The 19,224-nt window shown below is 70.9% G+C and carries 16 protein-coding genes; 7 read left to right on the plus strand and 9 right to left on the minus strand.

Features of this window, described 5'->3' with window-relative positions; all coding sequences use genetic code 11:
- Nucleotides 1–415 precede the first annotated feature (415 nt).
- The gene (gene pcrA, locus ACFHWE_RS08465; RefSeq protein ID WP_416600082.1) at nt 416–2,743 is read right to left on the minus strand and encodes a DNA helicase PcrA; all 2,328 of its coding nucleotides are present in this window, start codon (nt 2,741–2,743) and stop codon (nt 416–418) included.
- 158 nt (nt 2,744–2,901) lie between these two features.
- On the opposite strand from pcrA, the gene ACFHWE_RS08470 reads away from it, so the two are divergent.
- Nucleotides 2,902–3,837, plus strand: a complete 936-nt coding sequence (locus ACFHWE_RS08470; protein WP_416600084.1) for a nucleoside hydrolase — start codon at nt 2,902–2,904, stop codon at nt 3,835–3,837.
- 14 nt (nt 3,838–3,851) lie between these two features.
- Here ACFHWE_RS08470 and ACFHWE_RS08475 read toward each other — a convergent pair whose 3' ends face one another.
- Together ACFHWE_RS08475 and ACFHWE_RS08480 are read right to left on the minus strand one after the other, a co-directional pair.
- Nucleotides 3,852–4,523 carry a response regulator gene (locus ACFHWE_RS08475; protein WP_028648918.1) on the minus strand — a complete coding sequence of 224 codons (672 nt, stop codon included), beginning with the start codon at nt 4,521–4,523 and terminating at the stop codon, nt 3,852–3,854.
- A gap of 69 nt (nt 4,524–4,592) precedes the next feature.
- Nucleotides 4,593–5,795: a PspC domain-containing protein gene (locus ACFHWE_RS08480; protein WP_416600087.1), complete on the minus strand. Its 1,203-nt coding sequence runs from the start codon at nt 5,793–5,795 to the stop codon at nt 4,593–4,595.
- A 222-nt stretch (nt 5,796–6,017) separates the two neighbouring features.
- Here ACFHWE_RS08480 and ACFHWE_RS08485 point away from each other — a divergent pair, with 222 nt between their 5' ends.
- Nucleotides 6,018–7,358: a PspC domain-containing protein gene (locus tag ACFHWE_RS08485; RefSeq protein WP_416600089.1), complete on the plus strand. Its 1,341-nt coding sequence runs from the start codon at nt 6,018–6,020 to the stop codon at nt 7,356–7,358.
- Complete coding sequence (locus ACFHWE_RS08490) at nt 7,345–7,557, plus strand: hypothetical protein (RefSeq protein WP_416600091.1); 213 nt, start codon at nt 7,345–7,347, stop codon at nt 7,555–7,557. The genes ACFHWE_RS08485 and ACFHWE_RS08490 overlap by 14 nt, the downstream gene beginning before the upstream one ends.
- Here the strand turns inward: ACFHWE_RS08490 and rsmA are convergent.
- A complete protein-coding gene (gene rsmA / locus ACFHWE_RS08495) occupies nt 7,511–8,437 on the minus strand; it encodes a 16S rRNA (adenine(1518)-N(6)/adenine(1519)-N(6))-dimethyltransferase RsmA (protein WP_416600093.1) in 927 nt (308 codons plus the stop codon). The genes ACFHWE_RS08490 and rsmA overlap by 47 nt on opposite strands.
- A 241-nt stretch (nt 8,438–8,678) precedes the next feature.
- Here rsmA and ACFHWE_RS08500 point away from each other — a divergent pair, with 241 nt between their 5' ends.
- The 3 genes from ACFHWE_RS08500 (at nt 8,679) to ACFHWE_RS08510 (ending at nt 13,018) form a co-directional block, all read left to right on the plus strand.
- Nucleotides 8,679–9,773, plus strand: a complete 1,095-nt coding sequence (locus tag ACFHWE_RS08500; protein ID WP_416600094.1) for a CaiB/BaiF CoA transferase family protein — start codon at nt 8,679–8,681, stop codon at nt 9,771–9,773.
- 91 nt (nt 9,774–9,864) lie between these two features.
- Complete coding sequence (locus ACFHWE_RS08505) at nt 9,865–12,192, plus strand: hypothetical protein (RefSeq protein WP_416600096.1); 2,328 nt, start codon at nt 9,865–9,867, stop codon at nt 12,190–12,192.
- Between the two features lie 472 nt (nt 12,193–12,664).
- Nucleotides 12,665–13,018 (plus strand): STAS domain-containing protein, encoded by a 354-nt coding sequence (locus ACFHWE_RS08510; RefSeq protein WP_416600250.1) that lies wholly within the window; start codon nt 12,665–12,667, stop codon nt 13,016–13,018.
- Between the two features lie 183 nt (nt 13,019–13,201).
- Here ACFHWE_RS08510 and ACFHWE_RS08515 read toward each other — a convergent pair whose 3' ends face one another.
- Nucleotides 13,202–13,909 (minus strand): M50 family metallopeptidase, encoded by a 708-nt coding sequence (locus tag ACFHWE_RS08515; protein WP_416600098.1) that lies wholly within the window; start codon nt 13,907–13,909, stop codon nt 13,202–13,204.
- Between the two features lie 288 nt (nt 13,910–14,197).
- Between ACFHWE_RS08515 and ACFHWE_RS08520 the strand changes: the two genes are divergently transcribed.
- A complete protein-coding gene (locus ACFHWE_RS08520) occupies nt 14,198–14,452 on the plus strand; it encodes a hypothetical protein (RefSeq protein WP_416600100.1) in 255 nt (84 codons plus the stop codon).
- Between the two features lie 44 nt (nt 14,453–14,496).
- Here ACFHWE_RS08520 and ACFHWE_RS08525 read toward each other — a convergent pair whose 3' ends face one another.
- The 4 genes from ACFHWE_RS08525 to ACFHWE_RS08540 all read right to left on the minus strand — a co-directional run bounded on the left by ACFHWE_RS08525 (nt 14,497) and on the right by ACFHWE_RS08540 (nt 19,189).
- Nucleotides 14,497–14,934, minus strand: a complete 438-nt coding sequence (locus ACFHWE_RS08525; protein ID WP_416600102.1) for an SRPBCC family protein — start codon at nt 14,932–14,934, stop codon at nt 14,497–14,499.
- A gap of 12 nt (nt 14,935–14,946) precedes the next feature.
- Entirely contained in the window at nt 14,947–15,903 is a 957-nt protein-coding gene (locus tag ACFHWE_RS08530) for an NUDIX hydrolase (RefSeq protein ID WP_416600104.1), read from the minus strand.
- Between the two features lie 65 nt (nt 15,904–15,968).
- Complete coding sequence (locus ACFHWE_RS08535; protein WP_416600252.1) at nt 15,969–18,044, minus strand: RNA degradosome polyphosphate kinase; 2,076 nt, start codon at nt 18,042–18,044, stop codon at nt 15,969–15,971.
- Nucleotides 18,045–18,253: 209 nt separating this feature from the next.
- Nucleotides 18,254–19,189 carry a type II CAAX prenyl endopeptidase Rce1 family protein gene (locus tag ACFHWE_RS08540; protein WP_416600106.1) on the minus strand — a complete coding sequence of 312 codons (936 nt, stop codon included), beginning with the start codon at nt 19,187–19,189 and terminating at the stop codon, nt 18,254–18,256.
- Nucleotides 19,190–19,224: the final 35 nt, after the last annotated feature.

The following is a 19,224-nucleotide window of genomic DNA, read 5'->3' on the forward strand; positions in this document are numbered from 1 at the left end:
ACTTTATCAGCTGTTCCGTGTTCCCGCCAAACCCGGCGGTTCGTACGCAACACCCGAACGGAGTGGAGACTCCCGTAAGCCTTTGTGCTTTCAACGGATCGGAATCCCAGTCCGTATTCGGCGACCCCCCGACTCTACATAATCCGAAGTACTGCTCGAACCATGTGGGAACGAAGAAGCGATGTCCTTCGATAACCGGGGAACGACCGGCACGCCCGTGGAGGAAACCACGTACGTCTCGCTCGGTCTCCCCCAACTGTACCCCGGCGAGGGAGTGCTCGTGACACGTTTCCCGCGCATCCAGGGTGTCGTGTCCTACAGCGACAGGGGCACTCCAGGCACAGGGCCACGGAACCAACACCGCACACGACCATATCCGCTGGTCATGCCCCTCACCCGAGTCTTGGGGCGAACCCTAGAGCTTCTCGATCGGGGCGTACTTCACCACGAGGTCCTTCTCCCCGATGTCCGCGCCGAAGTCGATCCTCGCCTTGGTCCTGTCACCGCCGCCCTCGACCAGACACACCCGCCCCATACCGAACGAGTCGTGGTTGACCAGGTCCCCCACGCTCAGGGTCGGCACCTGCTTCTGCTTCGCCGCGCCGGCCCGGCCACGGGAGCCTCCCCCGGAGCCGAACGCCGACCGGCCGCCGATGGTCCGGCTCGGCGGCGCGGCCAGGACCGATTCGGACCGGCGCCACTCCACCAGGGACGAGGGGACCTCGTCGAGGAACCGGGACGCCGGGTTGTACGACGGAGAGCCCCAGGCGCTGCGGACGGCCGCACGGCTCACGTACAGCAGCCGCCGCGCCCGTGTCAGGCCCACATACGCCAGCCGCCGCTCCTCCTCCAGCTCCGACTTGTCGCCGAGCGTACGCATGTGCGGGAAGACCCCGTCCTCCATACCCGTCAGGAACACCACAGGGAACTCCAGCCCCTTGGCCGAGTGCAGCGTCATCAGCGTGACCACACCGCCCTCGTCGTCCTCGTCGGGGATCTGGTCGGTGTCGGCCACCAGGGAGACACGCTCCAGGAAGTCCACCAGCGTCGGCTCGCCCGGACCGGCCGACTCCGCCCCGTCCTCGTCCTCCTCGTCCACCGGTTCCCGCGCCACCAGTTCGGCGAAGGTGTACTCGAACTCCCTGGCGAGGTCGACGAACTCCTTCAGGTTCTCCACCCGGCTCTCGTCCTGGATGTCCTTGGACCCGGCCAGCTCGGACAGATACCCCGTCCTGTCCAGTACCGCCTCGACGATCTCCGCCGGCGTCCCCGTCGGCACGACCTCCGCGAGCTCGTCCAGCAGGGCGGTGAAGTTCCCGACCGCCTTCGCCGAGCGCGCCGCCAGCCCGGGGATCTCGTCGACGCGCCGCAGCGCCCGGGCGAACGACGTCCGCTCCCTGGCGGCGAAGAGCTCCACCGCCTCCTCCGCGCGCGCGCCGATCCCGCGTTTGGGCACGTTGATGATGCGCCGGAGGCTGACGGTGTCCTCCGGGTTGGCCAGGACCCTCAGGTAGGCGAGGACGTCCCGGATCTCCTTGCGCTCGTAGAAGCGCAGCCCGCCCACGATCTTGTATGGAAGGCCGGTGCGGACGAACACCTCCTCCAGCACGCGGGACTGGGCGTTGGTGCGGTAGAACACCGCCACCTCACCGGGGCGGACCGTACCGCCGTCGGTGAGCTCGTCGATCTCCCCGACGACGAACGCCGCCTCGTCGTGCTCGTTGTCGGCGACGTATCCCGTGATGGCGGCGCCCTCGCCGTTGTCCGACCACAGGTTCTTCTCCGGGCGCCCCTCGTTGCGGTCGATCACCGCGTTGGCCGCCGACAGGATGGTCTGCGTGGACCGGTAGTTCTGCTCCAGGAGGATGGTCCGCGCGTCCGGGAAGTCCCGCTCGAACTCCAGGATGTTGCGGATGGTCGCACCGCGGAAGGCGTAGATCGACTGGTCCGCGTCACCCACCACGCACAGCTCCGACGGCGGAACCGCCGGGGTGCCGCCCCCGGTGCCCTCCGCGTCGGTGCCCACCAGTTCGCGGATGAACACGTACTGCGCGTGGTTGGTGTCCTGGTACTCGTCGACCAGCACGTGCCGGAACCGGCGCCGGTAGTACTCGGCCACGTCCGGGAACATCTGGAGCAGGTTGACGGTGACCATGATCAGGTCGTCGAAGTCCATGGCGCCCGCCTCGTGCAGGCGCTGCTGGTACAGCTTGTACGCCTCGGCGAGCGTCTTCTCCTGCTCGGTCTGCGCCTGCCCCGCGAAGGTGTCGTAGTCGACGAGTTCGTTCTTGAGGTTGGACACCTGCGAGGAGAACGACTTGGGCGGGAACCGCTTGGGCTCCAGGTCCAGCTCCTTGCAGACCAACTGCATCAGGCGAGCGGAGTCGGCGGCGTCGTAGATGGTGAAGCCGCTCGGATAGCCGAGGCGGTGCCCCTCCCTCCTCAGGATGCGCACACACGCCGCGTGGAACGTCATCGTCCACAGCGTCCGGGCGGCCCGCGGACCCAGCAGTGCCTCGATGCGCTCCCTCATCTCGGCTGCGGCCTTGTTGGTGAAGGTGATCGCGAGGATCTCACCGGGGCGCGCCCCGCGCTCGGCCATGAGATGGGCGATGCGGTGGGTGAGGACACGGGTCTTGCCCGAACCGGCGCCCGCCACGATCAGGAGCGGTCCACCGCTGTGGGTGACCGCTTCGCGCTGGGGACCGTTCAGACCTTCGAGAAGCTGCTCTTGGGAGGACACGTCCCCAGGTTACGGCTCCCCCACGACAGGGGGTCCTTCCTCGCTGTGCCCGCACCCCCCACCGAAACGGCAACGAAGGACACCAGAGGACGTTCTACGCTGGACGCAGCGCCGTTCGGCCAAGGGGCCGGCACCACCACCGAAGGGGTTCCTCCGCCATGGGCACACGTGTGTTCGTCGACTGCGATCCCGGGATCGACGACGCCGTCGCCCTCGCCTACCTCGCGGCACGGTCCGACGTGGAGATCGCCGGTATCGGCGCGGTGTTCGGCAACAACGGCGTGGAGCGCACCTCGGACAACGCCTTGCGACTGCTGGAACTGTACGGCCGTGCCGACACACCCGTCGCGGTCGGCGCCGCCCGGCCACTCGTCCAGCGGCCGCGGTCGGCCCGAGGCGTCCACGGCGGCAACGGTCTGGGCGATGTGGAACTGCCCGCCCCCGTCGGCGCGCCCGTCGCGGAGTCCGCGGCCGAACTGCTGGTCCGCCTGGCACGCGAGACACCCGGCGCGCTCGACGTACTGGCGGTCGGGCCGCTGACCAACCTGGGCATCGCCCTGCGGCTGGAACCGGACCTGCCGACGCTGGTGCGCCGCCTGGTCGTGATGGGCGGTGCGGTCCGCGCCCCCGGCAACACCGGAACGCACGCCGAGGCCAACGTCGCCAACGACCCGGAGGCCGCCGAGGCGGTCTTCGCCGCCGGGTTCGACCTGGACCTGGTGGCGCTGGACGTCACCATGCGTACGGTCGCCACCGCGGCGTGGCTGGACGAGCTCAAGGGCATCCCCGGCGAGCGCGCCGAGCGCACGTCGGCCTTCCTGGACTTCTACGCCGACTTCTACTCCGGGATCTTCGGCGTGCGCCAGTGCGCGATGCACGACCCGCTGGCCGCAGCTGTCCTGCTCGACCCCCACCTGGTGACCGAGTCACTCCACACCCCGATCCGGGTGGAGCTCTCCGGGACGCTGACCCGCGGCATGACCGTGGCCGACCTGCGCCCACGCCCCCGGAGGGACGACCGCCGCCCCGCGCGCGTCGTCACCGGGGTCTCCGGGACCGAGTTCCTGTCCCGGATGCTCGACGCGCTGCGCTGACCGAGCGCCCCGGCTCAGACCAGGCGGCGCGCCGTCGCCCACCTGCTCAGCTCGTGCCGGTTGGAGAGCTGGAGCTTGCGCAGGACCGAGGACACGTGCGTCTCGACCGTCTTGACCGAGATGAACAGCTCCTTGGCGACCTCCTTGTAGGCGTAGCCGCGGGCGATGAGCCGCAGGACCTCGCGCTCTCGCTGGGTCAGCCGGTCCAGTTCGGGGTCGACCGGCGGGGCGTCGGTCGCGGAGAAGGCGTCGAGGACGAACCCGGCCAGCCTCGGCGAGAACACGGCGTCGCCGTCGGCGACCCGGACGATCGCCTGGGCCAGGTCCCCGCCGGAGATGGTCTTGGTGACATAGCCGCGGGCTCCGCCGCGGACCACCCCGATCACGTCCTCGGCCGCGTCGGAGACCGACAGGGCCAGGAAGCGGATCTGCGGGTGCTGGGCCAGGACCCGGCGCAGCACCTCGACGCCCCCGCCGCCCGGCAGGTGGACGTCGAGCAGCACCAGGTCGGGCCGGGTCTCGCCGATGACCTGGACGGCGCTGTCGACGTCCCCGGCCTCGCCGACGCACTCGACCGCGTCGCCGAGCTCCCCGCGCACACCGCTGCGGAAGAGACGGTGGTCGTCCACGATCACGACGCGCGGAACCGCGTCCCCGTCACTGAAACTCACGCTCTCCTCTGTCACACTCCGGAGCCTATCCAGGAAGCGGCGCGCCCGGCGGCCGCTGGCCGCATGAGGCCACCCCCCGAACCGTCACAGCCGCGGGATCCTCGGCATCCGAAGCTGCACCTCGGTGCCCTCCCCCGGTGCAGTGCGGATACGCGCCGCACCGCCGTGGCGCTCCATCCGGCCGATGATGGACCCGCGCACCCCCATGCGGTCGTCGGGCACCGTGTCCAGGTCGAACCCGGTGCCCCGGTCGCGGACGAACACGAGCACCTCCTCCGCCTCGACCTCGCCGAACACCGAGATGTGGTCGCTCCCGGCGTACTTGGCGGCGTTGACCATCGCCTCCCGGGCGGCGCGCAGCATCGCGGCCAGCCCGTCGTCGATGTCGCAGTCGCCCACGCACACCACCTCGATCGGGACGCCGTGTTCCTCCTCGACTTCGGCCGCGACGCGCTCCAGCCCCGGCGACACCGTCGTCTCCGCGTCCGCGGGGCGCTGGTAGAGCCAACTGCGCAGCGCCCGCTCCTGGACGCGCGCCAGCCGCTGGACCTCCCTCGGGTCCTCGGCCCTGCGCTGGATGAGGGTCAGGGTGTGCAGGACGGAGTCGTGGATGTGCGCGGCGAGTTCGGCGCGTTCGGCGTTGCGGATGCGCTCGCGGCGCTCCTGGTCGCGTTCGCGGATGAGTCCGACGATCCACGGAGCCACCACCAGCGAGATGCCCGCGATCAGGGTGAAGGCGAACGTGAGCCCGGCGCGCGCCTCCTGGAGCTGCTGCTGGAACAGGAGGAAGCCGATCACGCCGACGACGATGAGGAGCACCCCCGCGCCGGTGCGTGTGAGCCCCCTGCGTCCGGCCCGGTGGACGGTGGAGGACATCCACTCGTCGCGCTGGGCCGGGTTGGCCTGGCGCCACAGGATGGCGCCGCCGAGGGCGCCGAACACCAGGAACCACAGGAACGGGTCGAACACGCCGCCGAAGAGCAGGAAGAGGACACCGATCCCTGCCGCGAGCCCCACGTAGGCGATGAGCTGGGACACGTCGCGCCCGCGGCGCCGGGAGCGCTCGCCGTCCTCCTCGTCGGAAGCGGTCTCCTCCAGCGGGGTGAAGAAGTACAGGGCCACGTACACCGCGACCCCGATGCCGCCGACGGACAGGGCCATGAAGGCCAGGCGGACCACGACGGGGTCGACGCCCAGGTGCCGGGCGAGCCCGGCGGCGACCCCGCCGAGGAGTCTGCCGTCCACCGCGCGGGTGAGCCGCGGGGGCCCCGCGGCCGTAGGTTCCACCGCCCGATCACCGCTTTCGTCCGTGGCCGCACGGGGGCGCGTGCCGCCGTCGAGTTCCGAGGTCCTCGACCAGGATGCACCCGGGTCCGGGGTCGGCACCATCGGGTCCCTCCCCTGGCCTGCGCTCCGGCGCCGGTCAGGGTGGGCTCAGGGTCGTCCCGGATTCCTCCGGGCCCCGGAGGGGGACACGATGGAGGGGTGAGGGGAGCACGGTGATCGACGATGACTGACGACCCGCCCGGTGACGGCCCGGGACCGGTGCAGGGCGGCAGTGCCGGAGCACCCGCGCGCGAACTCCGCAAGAGCGATGAGGAGCGGGTGCTCGCGGGGGTCTGCTCGGGTCTGGGCCGCTACACGGACACGGATCCGTCGGTGTGGCGCTCCGCCTTCGTCCTCACATCGTTCGCCGGCGGCACCGGGATCATCCTCTACGTCGCCGCGTGGATGCTGATGCGCGACTCCGAGGGCGGGCCCGCGACGTTCGAGCAGATGCTGGACCGGAGCATCCCGTCCCGGTCCGTACCGGCGCTGCTCACCGCGGGACTCGCCGCTGCGACGGCCCTGAGCCTGATCGGCGGGTTCGACTGGTCGACGCTGGTCCTGGCCACCCCGCTCATCCTCGGTCTGCTGTCGGCGCGCAACCGGGGGGTGGACCTCAAGGGCCTGTTCACGGGGCTGCGCGCGGATCTGCGCCGACGGGAGCCGCCGCCGGCCACACCTGCGCCCGAGCCCGCGCCCGCCTACTACAACCCGGCGCAGCCCTGGGCCTCCGCTCCGAAGGGTCCGGTGGACCTGGCCGTGGTGGCGCGGCGTGGGGCCGTCGGGGACGAGGAGGAGGACGGCGGCGACGGGTCGGCCGACCGCACCGGGTGCGTGAAGGGCCCCTCCCTGGCCTCGCTCGCCCTGTGGACGATCGGCGCCCTCGCCGTCGTGGCGCCGATCGCGGTCTTCGGGTGGGGTTCCGACCTGTGGAGCCGGGCGACCGCGGAACTGCTGCTGGGCCCGGAGACCGGGGTGTTCTTCCTCTCCGCCGGGCTCGGCGCGGTGGGGCTGTACGCCCTGCTGGGCGCCTGGTGGGGCGACCCGCGCGGTCTGGTGCCACTGGGCCTGGTCCTCGCGCTCGCGGCAACGGCGTCCCTGTCGACCGACCTGACGCGTGTCCGGGTCGGCGGTGTCGACTGGCGTCCGACGACGGTGGCCGAGGCGGAGGCCGACGAGTACCGGCTGACCCTGGGAAACGCCGAAATGGACCTCACCGGGCTGACGGACCTGGAGCCCGGGGACACGGTGGAGGTGTCCACCCGGGTGAACGGGAAGACGACGCTGGTCCTGCCCGAGGACGCCCGCGTGGAGATCGTGTCCCAGGTGGGGCTCGGGGCGGTGCGGATCGCCCAGGAGGACGACGGACAGGTGGTGGAGTCGGGGTTCTTCGTCGACCACCGGAGGGTGTTCGGACCGACGGAGGACACGGACGCCGCGCAGGACGGCGGTGCCCCACCGACGATCAACGTGCGCACCGACTCACTGGTCGGGCTTGTGGAGGTACGGCATGGCCAAGCGTAGGACCGACTGGGGTTCGCTCACGGCGGGGCTGCTGTTCCTGGGCCTGACGGTCGCACTCGTGGTGCGGGGTACGGGCGGGACGGATTTCGATCCCCTGTGGCTGCTGCCCGTGCTGGCCGCGGGGCTGGGCGTGGCCGCGGTGGCCCGCGGGCTCACGCGTCCGCGCGGCGACCGCGACGGGACCGGCTCCCGGGACTGAAAGTCTCGGGAGCGTGTTCGGCGATGGCCGCGAACCCCTCGATCCCCAGCGACTCGCCGCGCGTCCTCGGGTCGATCCCGGCCGCGCGCAGGGCGGTCTCCGCCGCGGCTGGGGAGCCCGCCCACCCCGAGAGCGCCGCGCGCAGGGTCTTGCGGCGCTGGGCGAAGGCGGCGTCGACGACACCGAACACGTCCTCACGTGCGGCCGTGGTCCCGGGTGCGGGGCGGCGGACCAGTTCGACCAGCCCGGAGTCGACGTTGGGTGCGGGCCAGAACACGTTGCGGCCGACGGCGCCGGCGCGCCTGGCACTGGCGTACCAGGCGATCTTGGCGGAGGGGACGCCGTAGACGCGGCCTCCCGGGGCGGCGGTGATCCGGTCGGCGACCTCGGACTGCACCATGACCAGCACCCGTTCGAGGGTGGGCAGCAGTTCGAGGAGGTGCAGCAGCACCGGTACGGACACGTTGTAGGGCAGGTTGGCCACGAGCGCGGTCGGCGCGGGCCCGGGGACCCCGGTGACCCTCATGGCGTCCCCGTGCACGACCGTCAGCCGGTCGGCGAGGTCGGGGGCGTGGTCGGCGACGGTCCCGGGCAGCGCCTCGGCCAGGACGGGGTCGATCTCGACCGCGGTGACCCGGCGCACGTGCGGCAGCAGGGCGAGGGTGAGCGATCCCAGCCCCGGTCCGACCTCGACGACGACGTCCTCGCCGGTGACGCCGGACGCCCGGACGATGCGGCGCACCGTCCCGTGGTCGATGACGAAGTTCTGCCCCAGGGTCTTCGTGGGCCGGATGCCGAACCGTTCGGCGAGCGCGCGTACGTCGGAGGGTGTGAGGAGCCGGGAACGGTCGGACGGGTCGGGGCCGGGTGTCTGTGTCACGCCCCCATTCTCCCACTCCGGCCACCCGGTCCTCCCCCGGCGACTCGGGTGCCGCGACTGCCGGTGGCGCGCGGGGCCCCGACCCGGCACAATGAGCCGAACGTTGTTCTAGAGAGTGTTCCCTCCGCCCGCCCCACACCATGCGGCACCCCTGGGGCACAGCGCCGTGTCCAGAGACGCTCTAGCCGACGTGACCCACCGCCCACCCCGATCGTCCGGTCAAGGTTCAGGAGGCAGAGCTATGGGACCCCTCAACGGAATCCGCGTCGTCGAGTTCACCGGGATCGGCCCCACGCCGATGGCCGGCATGCTCCTCGCCGATCTGGGGGCGAGCGTCCTGCGCCTGGACCGCCCGGGTGCGGCCCAGGCGATGGAGTCGGGGGCGGGCGGCCCCCACATGAGTGAGGGGCGCGCGGTCGTGGGGGCGGACCTGAAGTCCGACGAGGGGCGTGCGCTCGCGCTCGACCTGGTGGGGCGCGCGGACGTGCTGTTGGAGGGCTTCCGGCCCGGGGTCATGGAGCGCCTCGGCCTGGGCCCGGACACGTGTCTGGAACTCAACCCTCGCCTGGTCTACGCCCGTGTGACCGGCTGGGGGCAGGACGGCCCCCTGTCCCAGACCGCCGGGCACGACATGAACTACATCTCCGTCAACGGCGCACTGCACTCCATCGGCCGCGCGGACGGGCCGCCCGTGCCCCCGATCAACCTGCTCGGCGACTTCGCCGGCGGCACGATGTTCACGGTGACCGGGATCCTCAGCGCCCTGGTGGAGCGGCAGGGCTCCGGGCGCGGCCAGGTCGTGGACGCCGCCATGGTGGACGGCAGTTCCCTGCTCATGTCGATGCTGCACGAGGACCGGTCCAAGGGGGTCTGGACGGACGAGCGCGGTACCAACTACCTCGACACCGGCGCCCCCTGGTACGACGTGTACGAGTGCGCCGACGGCCGCCACGTGTCGGTGGCGTGCATCGAGCCCCAGTTCTACGCGGCGTTCCTGGAGGGCCTCGGACTGACCGAGGAGAACCTGCCCAACCAGTGGGACCGGCGTGGCTGGCCCCGGCTGCGCGAACGCTTCGCCGGGGTGCTGCGCACCCGTGGCCGGGACGAGTGGGGCGAGGTCTTCGAGGGTACCGACGCGTGTGTGATGCCGGTCCTGTCCCTGGAGGAGGCGCCGGACCACCCGCACGTGCGGGAGCGGGGGACGCTCACGCGCGAGGGCGACCGCGTCGTCTCCGGGCCCGCGCCCCGGTTCGACCGGACCCCGGGAGGGGTCACCCGCGGCCGGGCGCTGCCCGACGCGGCCGCCGTCCTGAAGGAGTGGGGCGTGGGGCCCTGATCCCCGAACCGCGCCGTCTGCGGCGGGTCCCACCACACGGCCCGGCCTCTCATTAGGGTGTTCGTCCGGTCACTGGGCGAAGGGGGAGGCCATGCCACCGACACGGGACCAAGCCGTCCGCTCGGCACCGGGCCGGTCGGCCCTGCTTCTCCTCCTGTCCTTGACCGCGGTGCTGGTCTGGGCGGCACCCGCCTGCGCGCACCCCCCCGCGCGCGCCGGGACCGCCGACGGACCTGTGGTGCTGGTGGGCGTGCCCGGCCTTCTGTGGGAGGACGTCACGGCGCGGGACACACCGACCCTGTGGCGGATGGCCGAGCGTGCCTCGATCGCCAACGTGTCCATCCGCACCGCCACCTCCCGGACGTGCCCCACCGACGGCTGGCTCTCGGTGTCGGCGGGGCAGCGTGCGTTCTCGCTGCGGGAACGGTTCACGGTGTGCGAACCCGCTCCGCGGCCCCAGCCGGTGGCCGCGCCGTCGGCCGTCGAGGGGCTCGACGGCGTCTTCGAGCACGACACCGCCGGGGGCGAGGTGTGGATCCCCGGCTACGGCTCCTTCGTGCAGCGCAACGACACGTCGGTGTTCGAAGCGCCGGTGGGCCTGCTCGGACAGGCCGTACGCGACTCGGGCGGGTCCACCCTCGCGGTCGGGCCCGGCGCCGCCCTGGGCGCCGCCGACGCCTCCGGGCGGGTCGACCGCTACCTCGACCGGCCCGAGGACCTCACCCCGGGGCTGCTGCGCGGGGCCGCGCTGACCGTGGTCGAACTGCCGGAGCTGACCCGCCTCTACCCCTCGCCTCCGGAGTCCGGTGAGGGCCCGGCCGACCCCGACGACGTCCCGGCCTGGGAACGCGATACGGCGCTCGCGACCGTCGACGCCCGGCTGCGCGCCCTGATCCGGATCCTGCCGGAGGGGGCCTCCCTCATGGTGGTCGGCGTGTCGATGGACACGGGGCCCTCCGAACTCACCGTCGCCCTGTCCGGAGAGGCCGTGCCGGGGGGTGTGGAGTCCGCGTCGGGCTTCCTCGCCTCCGACTCCACCCGGCGCGCGGGGCTGGTGGCGCTCACCGACACCACGCCGACCGTCCTGGCCGCGCTGGGCCTGGATTTGGCCCCGCCGACCTCGGGACGGGTCTGGCATACCGCCGAGCGGCCGCCGACCACCGAGGCGGCGGTGGCCCGGCTGGTGGAGTTCAACACGGCGGCCACGGTGGTGGGAGCGGCGATCCCCGGGTTCTTCAGCGGGCTCGTCGCCGTCCAACTGCTCATCTACGCGGCGGCGGCAGGAGCGCTGCACCGCTATTCGGACGGCCAGCGCGCCAAACGGGCCCTGGTGCTGTCGGTGACCCGGGTCGTGGCGCTGGCCGGGGCGTCGTTCCCCGTGGCCAGCTATCTCGCCAACCTCGTCCCGTGGTGGACGTCCCCGGTGCCGTTCCTGTCACTGCTGGGATGCGTGGTGGCGGCGGACGCACTGGTGGTGGCCCTCGCCGTGGCGGGGCCGTGGCGCCGCTCCATCCTCGGTCCGATGACGGTGGTGGCGGGTGCGACCACGGCCGTGCTCTTCCTCGACCTGTGCTTCGGCGCGAGCCTGCAGATGAACGCCACGACGGGGTACTCCCCGATCGTGGCGGGCCGGTTCTACGGGATCGGCAACATCGCGTTCGCCACGTTCGCGACCGGGATGCTCATGGCGGTGGCGGGGTGCGCGCACGTGCTCATCTCCAGGGGGTACCGGCACACGGCGGTGGCGGTCGCCCTCGCGGTCGGGAGCGCGACCGTGCTGATCGTGGGCTGGCCCGGACTCGGCACCGACTTCGGCGGGGTGATCGCCCTCGTTCCGGGGCTGGCGGTGACCACGATGATGATCGCGGGGGTGCGGATCACACCCGCACGGCTGGGGGCCGCGTGCGCGACCGGGGTCGTGGTGATCGGCTCGCTGGCCTGGTCCGACCTCCAGCGTCCGCCGACCGAGCGCAGCCACTTCGGAACGTTCGCCGCTCAGGTGGCCGACGGTGAGGCGGGGACGGTCCTGGTCCGCAAGCTGGCGGCGATGCTGGGCACCTTCGGCAACTGGCAACTGACCCTGCTCGCGGGGTGCGCCCTGCTGTTCCTGTTCGTGGTGCTCAACCGGCCGACGAACTGGCGGATGGGGGCGCTCCAGCGCGCCTACGAGCACGCCCCCACACTCCGGGCCGGGCTGACCGGCTCCCTCGTCACCGCCCTCGCGGGGTTCGCGGTCAACGACTCGGGGGTGGCGATCCCGGCGATCGCGTTGACGGTGGCGGTCCCGCTCACCCTGTCGGCGTGTGTGTGGGCGCTCCAGAGGGAGGATCCGGTCCCGCCCGGACCGCCGGATCCGGTGGAAGGACTCAGCACGCACGCTTCCGGTCACTGCGGCCACGCACGACAGAGACCGGTTTAACACGGAGATGCGTCACTCACGTCACGAATCGGCCACGGAGCTGTGGTAGAATCCAAGCTTGGGCGATCCTCACCAGCATGTCTGTCGGCCACCGAACCGGGCCGTTCACGCCCCGATCCGCCGCACATCACTCGTTCACGCGGCAGGAGCCCCGCACGTATCGCGTACACGGCGCGGTCTCGTGCTTCTCGTGCCGCATCCGGCGCACGGTACCGTCGTCCGTAGGTCACGGCCGCGTTCCGCGTAGCCGACACCGCACGCTTTCCCAACCGGCCCGTTCTCGAACGGGCCAGGCGGGAAAGGCGTTCCGCCCCCGGGTCCGGACCGGGGCACCAGGCAAGGAATGTGATTGAACCACCAGCTTCGCTACCGAGGTAAGGCAACGGACGCACCGAACGGCACCCGCGCCCCGGGGCGCGTGCGGCCCGCCTCGCCGATCCGTCTGGTTCGGCCCGAGTACGCCGGAGTGGCAATGCCCGACCTGACCATCTCCTCCACCCTGAACGACGCCGGGCGGGTCCTGGCGCTGAACGGGGAGATCGACATGGCCACCGAGCACCGTTTCCAGGAGGCGGTGATCGATGCCCTCAGCACGCAGCCGTCCGGCCGTGTCGTGCTGGACTGCACCGACCTGGCGTTCATCGATTCCAGCGGACTGCGCGTACTCATCCGCGCGCACAAGACCGCCCTGTCCCAGCAGGCCCTGCTCGCCGTCGCCGCCCCGGCCGACCGTGTGCGCCAGACGCTGCGCGTGACCTCGCTGGACACACGGGTCCCCGTCTTCGACTCGGTCGCGGAGGCCCTCGCCGCTCCCCGCGCCGCCTGAACGCCGGGGAGAGACCGCGCCACGAGCCCCCTTGGGGGTCAGTGCTCCAGCCGTCTGGCCTCAGGCGACGGGCAAGGCGGCAGTGACGACGAACGCCGGCCTTCTCGGCGCCCGGGCACCTCGGGAAGGGCCGCACCGCAGACGTCCTTTGAGGCGGTCGACAGGCGGGCTCGCGAGGGACCGTCAAAGCAGCAGCAGCCACACTCCGAGGCAGGTCACGGCGATGGTGACCGCTCCGAAGACCACCACCCACAGCGTTCCGGGGACACCCGTGAGCCTGGCGAGCTGGTCGGCGTCGGAGTGCGGTGAGGGCTGGCGCAGGCGCTGCGACTGGAGTTCGATGACCGGGCGGATGCCCGCGAAGAGCAGGAACCAGATGAACAGGTAGGCGAACGCGGCCTGGATGTCGGGCGGGGTGAACCAACTGACGCAGAACACCACGGCACCGGTGGCCACGATCGACAGGACTCCGTAGAGGTTGCGGATCATCAGGAGCATCAGTCCGAGGACGGCGATGCTCAGCCACAGGAGCGCGGTGATGCGGTCGGCCATGAGCATCAGGATGCCCAGGAGTCCGACCACGGACGGGGAGACGTAGCCCGCGAACACGGTGAGGACCATGCCGATGCCCGTGGGCTTGCCGCGGGAGACCGTCACCCCGGAGGTGTCCGAGTGCAGCCGGATCGCGGTGAGCTGGCGGCCGCTGAGCAGGGCGACCAGGGCGTGCCCGCCCTCGTGGGCGATGGTGACGACGTTGCGCGCCACGCGCCACGGGGGGCCGAGGAGGACGGCCGCGAGGGCGACGGCGGCCGCGGCGATGACGATCCACTGGTCGGGTGCGGGTTGTACGGACAGGACTTCCCGCCAGACATCGCCGAAGCTGTTCTCCACCGCTGCTCCTGATTCGTCGTCCCACCGCCCCGGGTCCGCGTTCCGGGCGCGCTCACGCTCAGCCGAACTCTAGGGCGTATTTCACGGAAAAACACCTTGGTGCACGTTGCACGGTATCCACCGAACACTCCCTCAAGGCTCCGTTATGGGATGCGCTGACCGCGCACCCACAGGGCTTGGTGGGCCGGATTCGCCTCCACGGCAGCGATGAACTGGCCAAACGGAAATCACTGGCCTACAGTCACGACTGTCAGTAGTCATTTAGATACGCACGGTAGGGATTTGCACGTGAAACGTCTCGCCGCACTCGCCCTCGTGACCATGGCGACCGGTGCCGCTGTCAGTATGGCCGCCGCCCCCGCCTCCGCCTACGACGGCTCGGACCACAAGCACTGGTGGTACCCGAAGGACCACGGGTACTACTACGAGGACTCCAGGCACGACGGCTGGTACCACCCGCAGGACCACGGCAAGGACAAGGGCAAGGACCACAAGGGCCACAAGGGCCACAAGGGCCACAGCCACGACGGCTACCACTGGTAGACGGAACGCGGGTCCGGTCGGCCCGGGCCGACCGGACCCGCGGCTCAGTCCCCCTCCACCACGGCCTTGAGCCGCACCAGCGTCGCCTCGATCCCCCGCGCGTTCCTCGCCGGCATCCCGGCCAGCACGTAGTAGGCGGCCAGCCCGTGTGCGTAGTCGAAGGTCTCGGTCACCCTGGTCCCGCCCTCGGACAGCTCCTCCAACTCGTAGCGCCAGCGGTGCCGTCCGACGTGCCGCCAGGCGATGAGGCGCCCCTCCTCGAACTCCACCACCCGGTTGGTCATCCTGTAGGGCACTCCGAACATCCGCATGTCCATACCGAACCGGGAGTCCTCCGAAAGCCGCTCCGGCCCGAAGACGACGGCGCCCACGGTGCCCGAACCGTCGAACTCCCCGTGCCGGGACGGCGTGGCCACGAGGTCGAAGACCCGCTCGGCCGGGGCGTTCACGGTGATACTGCGCGAAACTCTGTGCTTGGCCATAGGGGGATCATGTCACCCGCGCACAGCGTGCCGCTCCACCCCTGCCAGTCCGCCGCCGCGCGCGAGATGCACCACCCAGAACGCGCCCTTGCGCAGGCCGAGCTGCTGGGAGACCGGTGCGTCGAGCTGGGTGAGCGTCTCCCGCATCAGGTGGGGGATGATCTCGCCGTGGGTGCACACCACGGTCGGCCGCCCCTCGGCCAGGATCGCCGCGAAGGCCTCCCTCGCCGCCTCCACGTCGAAGTCCCCGGCCTCGCCCCGCCCGTTCACGGGCACCGTGAGGGCGCGCTCGGTGCGCATCGGCGCGTCGAACTCCACGCTGTAGGGCAGCAGGGACTCGGTGCACCGCGCCGCCGCGGAGGAGACCACCCGGGCGGGACCGTAGGCTGCCAGGACCGGTGGGAGGGCGAGTGCGTCGGCGCGCCCGGTCTCGTCCAGGGGGCGGAGCAGGTCGTTGCCGTCCCAGGAGCGCTTCTCCCCCGCCGACAGGTGGCGCAGGAGGATCACGGGGAAGGTGTCGGCGGGTCCGGCGCGAAAGTTGTCGAGCACCTTCACGTCGTGGTCGTAGGTGAGGCGGGACAGGGCCGCCTCGACCGGGACCCACTCCACCTCGTCGACCTCGTCGTTGGGCTCGTAGTCGATCGCGCCGCCGGCCTCGGCGGGGGTGGCCGCCCACCACTCGACCTGTTTGGGCCACCCGTCCTTCAGATAGTGCTGCGGCGGAAGCCTGCGGCCGAGGACGGGTGTGAGCCCCGTCTCCTCCCTGACCTCGCGCGCGGCGCCCGTGATGGGGTGCTCGCCGTTCTTGAGCTTGCCCTTGGGCAGGGTCCAGTCACCGCGGTCGGGCCGCCGGATGAGGACGACCTCCGGGCCGTCGGCTCCGGTGCGCCACAGGACGGTGCCGCCGGCTCGGATGGGCTCCAGATACCCGCCCACCGCGGTGTCACGCGGTGGAAAGGCACTGGTCACCTGTGCGGGGCCGGTCGCGTCGGGGGGCTGGGGGCTGTGCTGGTCGATGGTCTCGGACTCCTCCGTCAGTACTCCGTCGCCCGCGGGCGGCGGTCACCGCGCAGGGCCTCCTGGAGGTCCACGAGCGGTTGGCCGTCGTCATCGTACCTGGCCCGTGTCCAGGTGCCGTCGGGCTCCAGCCGCCAGGCCGAGGTGCTGTCGGCCATCGCCAGGTCCACGAGTCCGACCAGGCGTCGGCACTGGTCGGGGTCGGAGATCCGTACCAGTGCCTCCACGCGCCGGTCCAGGTTGCGCGGCATGAGGTCGGCGCTGCCGATCCAGACCTGGGGGCGCCACCCGTTGGCGAAGATGAAGATACGGGAGTGCTCCAGGAAGCGGCCCAGGACGCTGCGGACACGGATGTTCTCGGACAGCCCGGGGACGCCCGCGCGCAGGACGCAACTGCCGCGTACCCACAGGTCGACGCTCACCCCAGCCTGCGAGGCCCGGTACAGGGCGTCGATGATCTCCCGGTCGACCAGGGAGTTGACCTTGATGCGGATGCGGGCCGGGTCGCCCTTGAGGGCGTTCTCGATCTCCGTGGAGATCTGCTCCAGCAATCCGTCCCTCAGCGCCGAAGGGGCCACCAGAAGCCGTCTGTAACGGGATTTGTGGGAGAATCCGGTGAGGCTGTTGAAGAGGTCGCTGACGTCCTCCCCGACCTCGGAGGAGGCACTGAACAGGCCCAGGTCCTCATAGATCCGCGCGGTCGCCGGGTTGTAGTTTCCGGTGCCCACGTGGCAGTACCGCCGGAGCAGGCCGTCGTCGTCCTGCCGGATGACCATGGAGAGCTTACAGTGGGTCTTCAGCCCGACGACACCGTAGACGACGTGGCAGCCCGCGTCCTCCAGCTTGCGGGCCCACTGGATGTTGTTCTGCTCGTCGAAGCGGGCCTTGACCTCGACCAGGACGACGACCTCCTTGCCCGCTCTGGCCGCCTCGATGAGCGCGTCCACGATGGGCGAGTCACCGCTGGTGCGGTACAGAGTCTGCTTGATCGCCACGACCTTGGGGTCTCCCGCCGCCAGGGCCAGAAAGCGCTCGGTGGTGGTGGCGAACGACTCGTAGGGGTGGTGGACGAGAATCTCGTCCTTGCGGATGGCCGCGAACAGGTCGCCCGAGTTCAGGACCGGCGGCTCCACCGGGACCATCGGCGGGAAACTCAGTTCGGGGCGGTCCACATCGGCGATCTGGGACAGTCCGGCGAGGTTCAGCGGACCCGGGACCCGGTAGACCTCCTCGTCGGCGGCGCCGAGCTCCTCCATGAGGATGGCCAGGACCTCCTCGGAGATGGACTGCTCCACCTCCAGCCGCACCAGGGGTCCGAAGCGCCGGCGCAGGAGTTCCTGTTCGAGGGACTGGACCAGGTCGTCCGTCTCGTCCTCGTCCACCTCCAGGTCGGCGTTGCGGGTGACGCGGAAGGCGTGGTGCTCGACGACCTCCATCCCCTCGAAGAGCTGGGGAAGGTGGGCGGCGATGATGTCCTCCACGGGGACGAAGCGCCTGCCCTCGCCCGCGGCGAGCTCGATGAACCGCGCCAGGGACCCGGGGACCTTGACCCGGGCGAACATGCGCCGTTCGTCACGCGGGTCGCGGACCGTGACCGCGAGGTTGAGCGAGCGGCCGGAGATGTAGGGGAAGGGATGGGCCGAGTCGACGGCGAACGGTGTGACGAGCGGGTAGATGGAGCGGCGGAAGAGCCCGTGCAGGTACTCCCGCTCGGCCTCATCGAGGTCGTCCCAGCGCACGATGCGGATCCCGACCTCGCGCAGGGCCGGGGCGACGCTCTCGTGGTAGCAGGCGGCGTGGCGGAGCATGAGTTCGCGCGTGAACTCCGAGACCCGTTCCAGGGTGGCCCGCGGCTGGTGTCCGCTGGAGGAGGGCACGGCGAGGCCGGTGGCGATGCGGCGCTTGAGACCGGCGACCCTGACCATGAAGAACTCGTCGAGGTTGCTGGAGAAGATGGCCAGGAACCGCGCCCGCTCCAGGAGCGGGACCTCCTCGTCCTCGGCGAGTTCGAGGACCCGTTGGTTGAACCGCAGCCAGCCCTCCTCGCGGTCCATGAAGCGATCCGGCGGGAGTTCCTCGGCGGTGGGTTCCACAGGCGTGGACGCTGGTTCCGTACTCACAGTTGGCAGACTCCCCCCTCATGATGACCATCAAGTGACGCTCGGATGATGGGAAGATGACCCCCTTACAACCGCTATGCGGAGTGTGTACCCATCAGTCCCCATACACCCGATCATCCAGTAGGGATTTTCGTACCATGTTTCCTACGGGTTAGGGGAGGGTGCATGGAAGGCGACTTCTCTCAGAACAAGGGCGATGTGACCTCTGGCCGCAGGAGGATGAGCATGCCGCAGAGGTGGACGAACACGTTCAGCCAGATGTTGCGGTAGCACGTCCACAGGCAGCCGTGGAAGAGGGCGACCGACCCGTAGATGCACAGGGCGAGACCGACGTCGTACACCGGGTCCGTACGGCTGAACTGGCCCACGATGTCATACGGCTGGGTGAGGGCGTAGCTCAGGGAGTAGATGCCGGCGGTCGCGAAGATCCCGCCCCACCGCCCCATGACCAGTTCCAGCCGGGTCTGCACCATGCCCCGGAAGAAGATCTCCTCGCACACCGCGATGAGCGCGAAGGCCAGGACGAGGCCCAGCGCAGCGAGTGAGAGACCCATCAGGCCGTAGGTGGGCATGGCGGCGGCCCCGAGCACGCCGACGAAGAACACCACCGGGATGAGGCCGAGCCAGCGCCAGGGTTCGCGCACGGCCACCGCGAGCGAGGCCATGGCGAAGCCCGGACCGCTGACGGTGTACCCGGCGCGGTCCATGAAGAGCAGCGGCAGGGCGAACATGAACAGCAGCCGGGACACCATCGCCGCCGACATGCGCAGGTCCGCGCCGATCTCCCCCGACAGCAGCGAGAAGATCCCCGACAGCAGGACCATGAGCACGATGAACCCGCCCAGGAAGCCGAAGAGCAGGCCGAGCTCCCGGCCGACGGGGTGCTCCTCCATCGCCAGGCGGATCCTCAGGTCCAGCCCGTCCCGGTCGCCGAACCACCGGACGAGGGCGAAGGCCATGACCGCCCCGGCCACCTCGACACCCCACCCCGCCAGGAAGATGGGGAGGTCCGGGCCCAGGACCTCCGCGCGGAGGCTGGCACTGGCGAGCATCGCGAGTACGACCACTGCGAAGAACACACCCGCCGAGGTGAGCCCCCAACTTCGCGTCTCGGTCACAAGAGTCCCCCCTGCCTCAGGACACCCATTCTGCC

Origin of the sequence: Nocardiopsis sp. LOL_012, assembly GCF_048060475.1 — a bacterium.
Classification (GTDB): Bacteria; Actinomycetota; Actinomycetes; order Streptosporangiales; family Streptosporangiaceae; genus Nocardiopsis.

Coding starts and splice junctions, on each gene's coding strand:
- ACFHWE_RS08510 (WP_416600250.1), top strand. CDS start 12,665: ATGCCCGACCTGACCATCTCCTCCACCCTGAACGACGCCGGGCGGGTC.
- ACFHWE_RS08470 (WP_416600084.1), top strand. CDS start 2,902: ATGGGCACACGTGTGTTCGTCGACTGCGATCCCGGGATCGACGACGCC.
- ACFHWE_RS08490 (WP_416600091.1), top strand. CDS start 7,345: ATGGCCAAGCGTAGGACCGACTGGGGTTCGCTCACGGCGGGGCTGCTG.
- ACFHWE_RS08500 (WP_416600094.1), top strand. CDS start 8,679: ATGGGACCCCTCAACGGAATCCGCGTCGTCGAGTTCACCGGGATCGGC.
- ACFHWE_RS08485 (WP_416600089.1), top strand. CDS start 6,018: ATGACTGACGACCCGCCCGGTGACGGCCCGGGACCGGTGCAGGGCGGC.
- ACFHWE_RS08505 (WP_416600096.1), top strand. CDS start 9,865: ATGCCACCGACACGGGACCAAGCCGTCCGCTCGGCACCGGGCCGGTCG.
- ACFHWE_RS08525 (WP_416600102.1), bottom strand. CDS start 14,934: ATGGCCAAGCACAGAGTTTCGCGCAGTATCACCGTGAACGCCCCGGCC.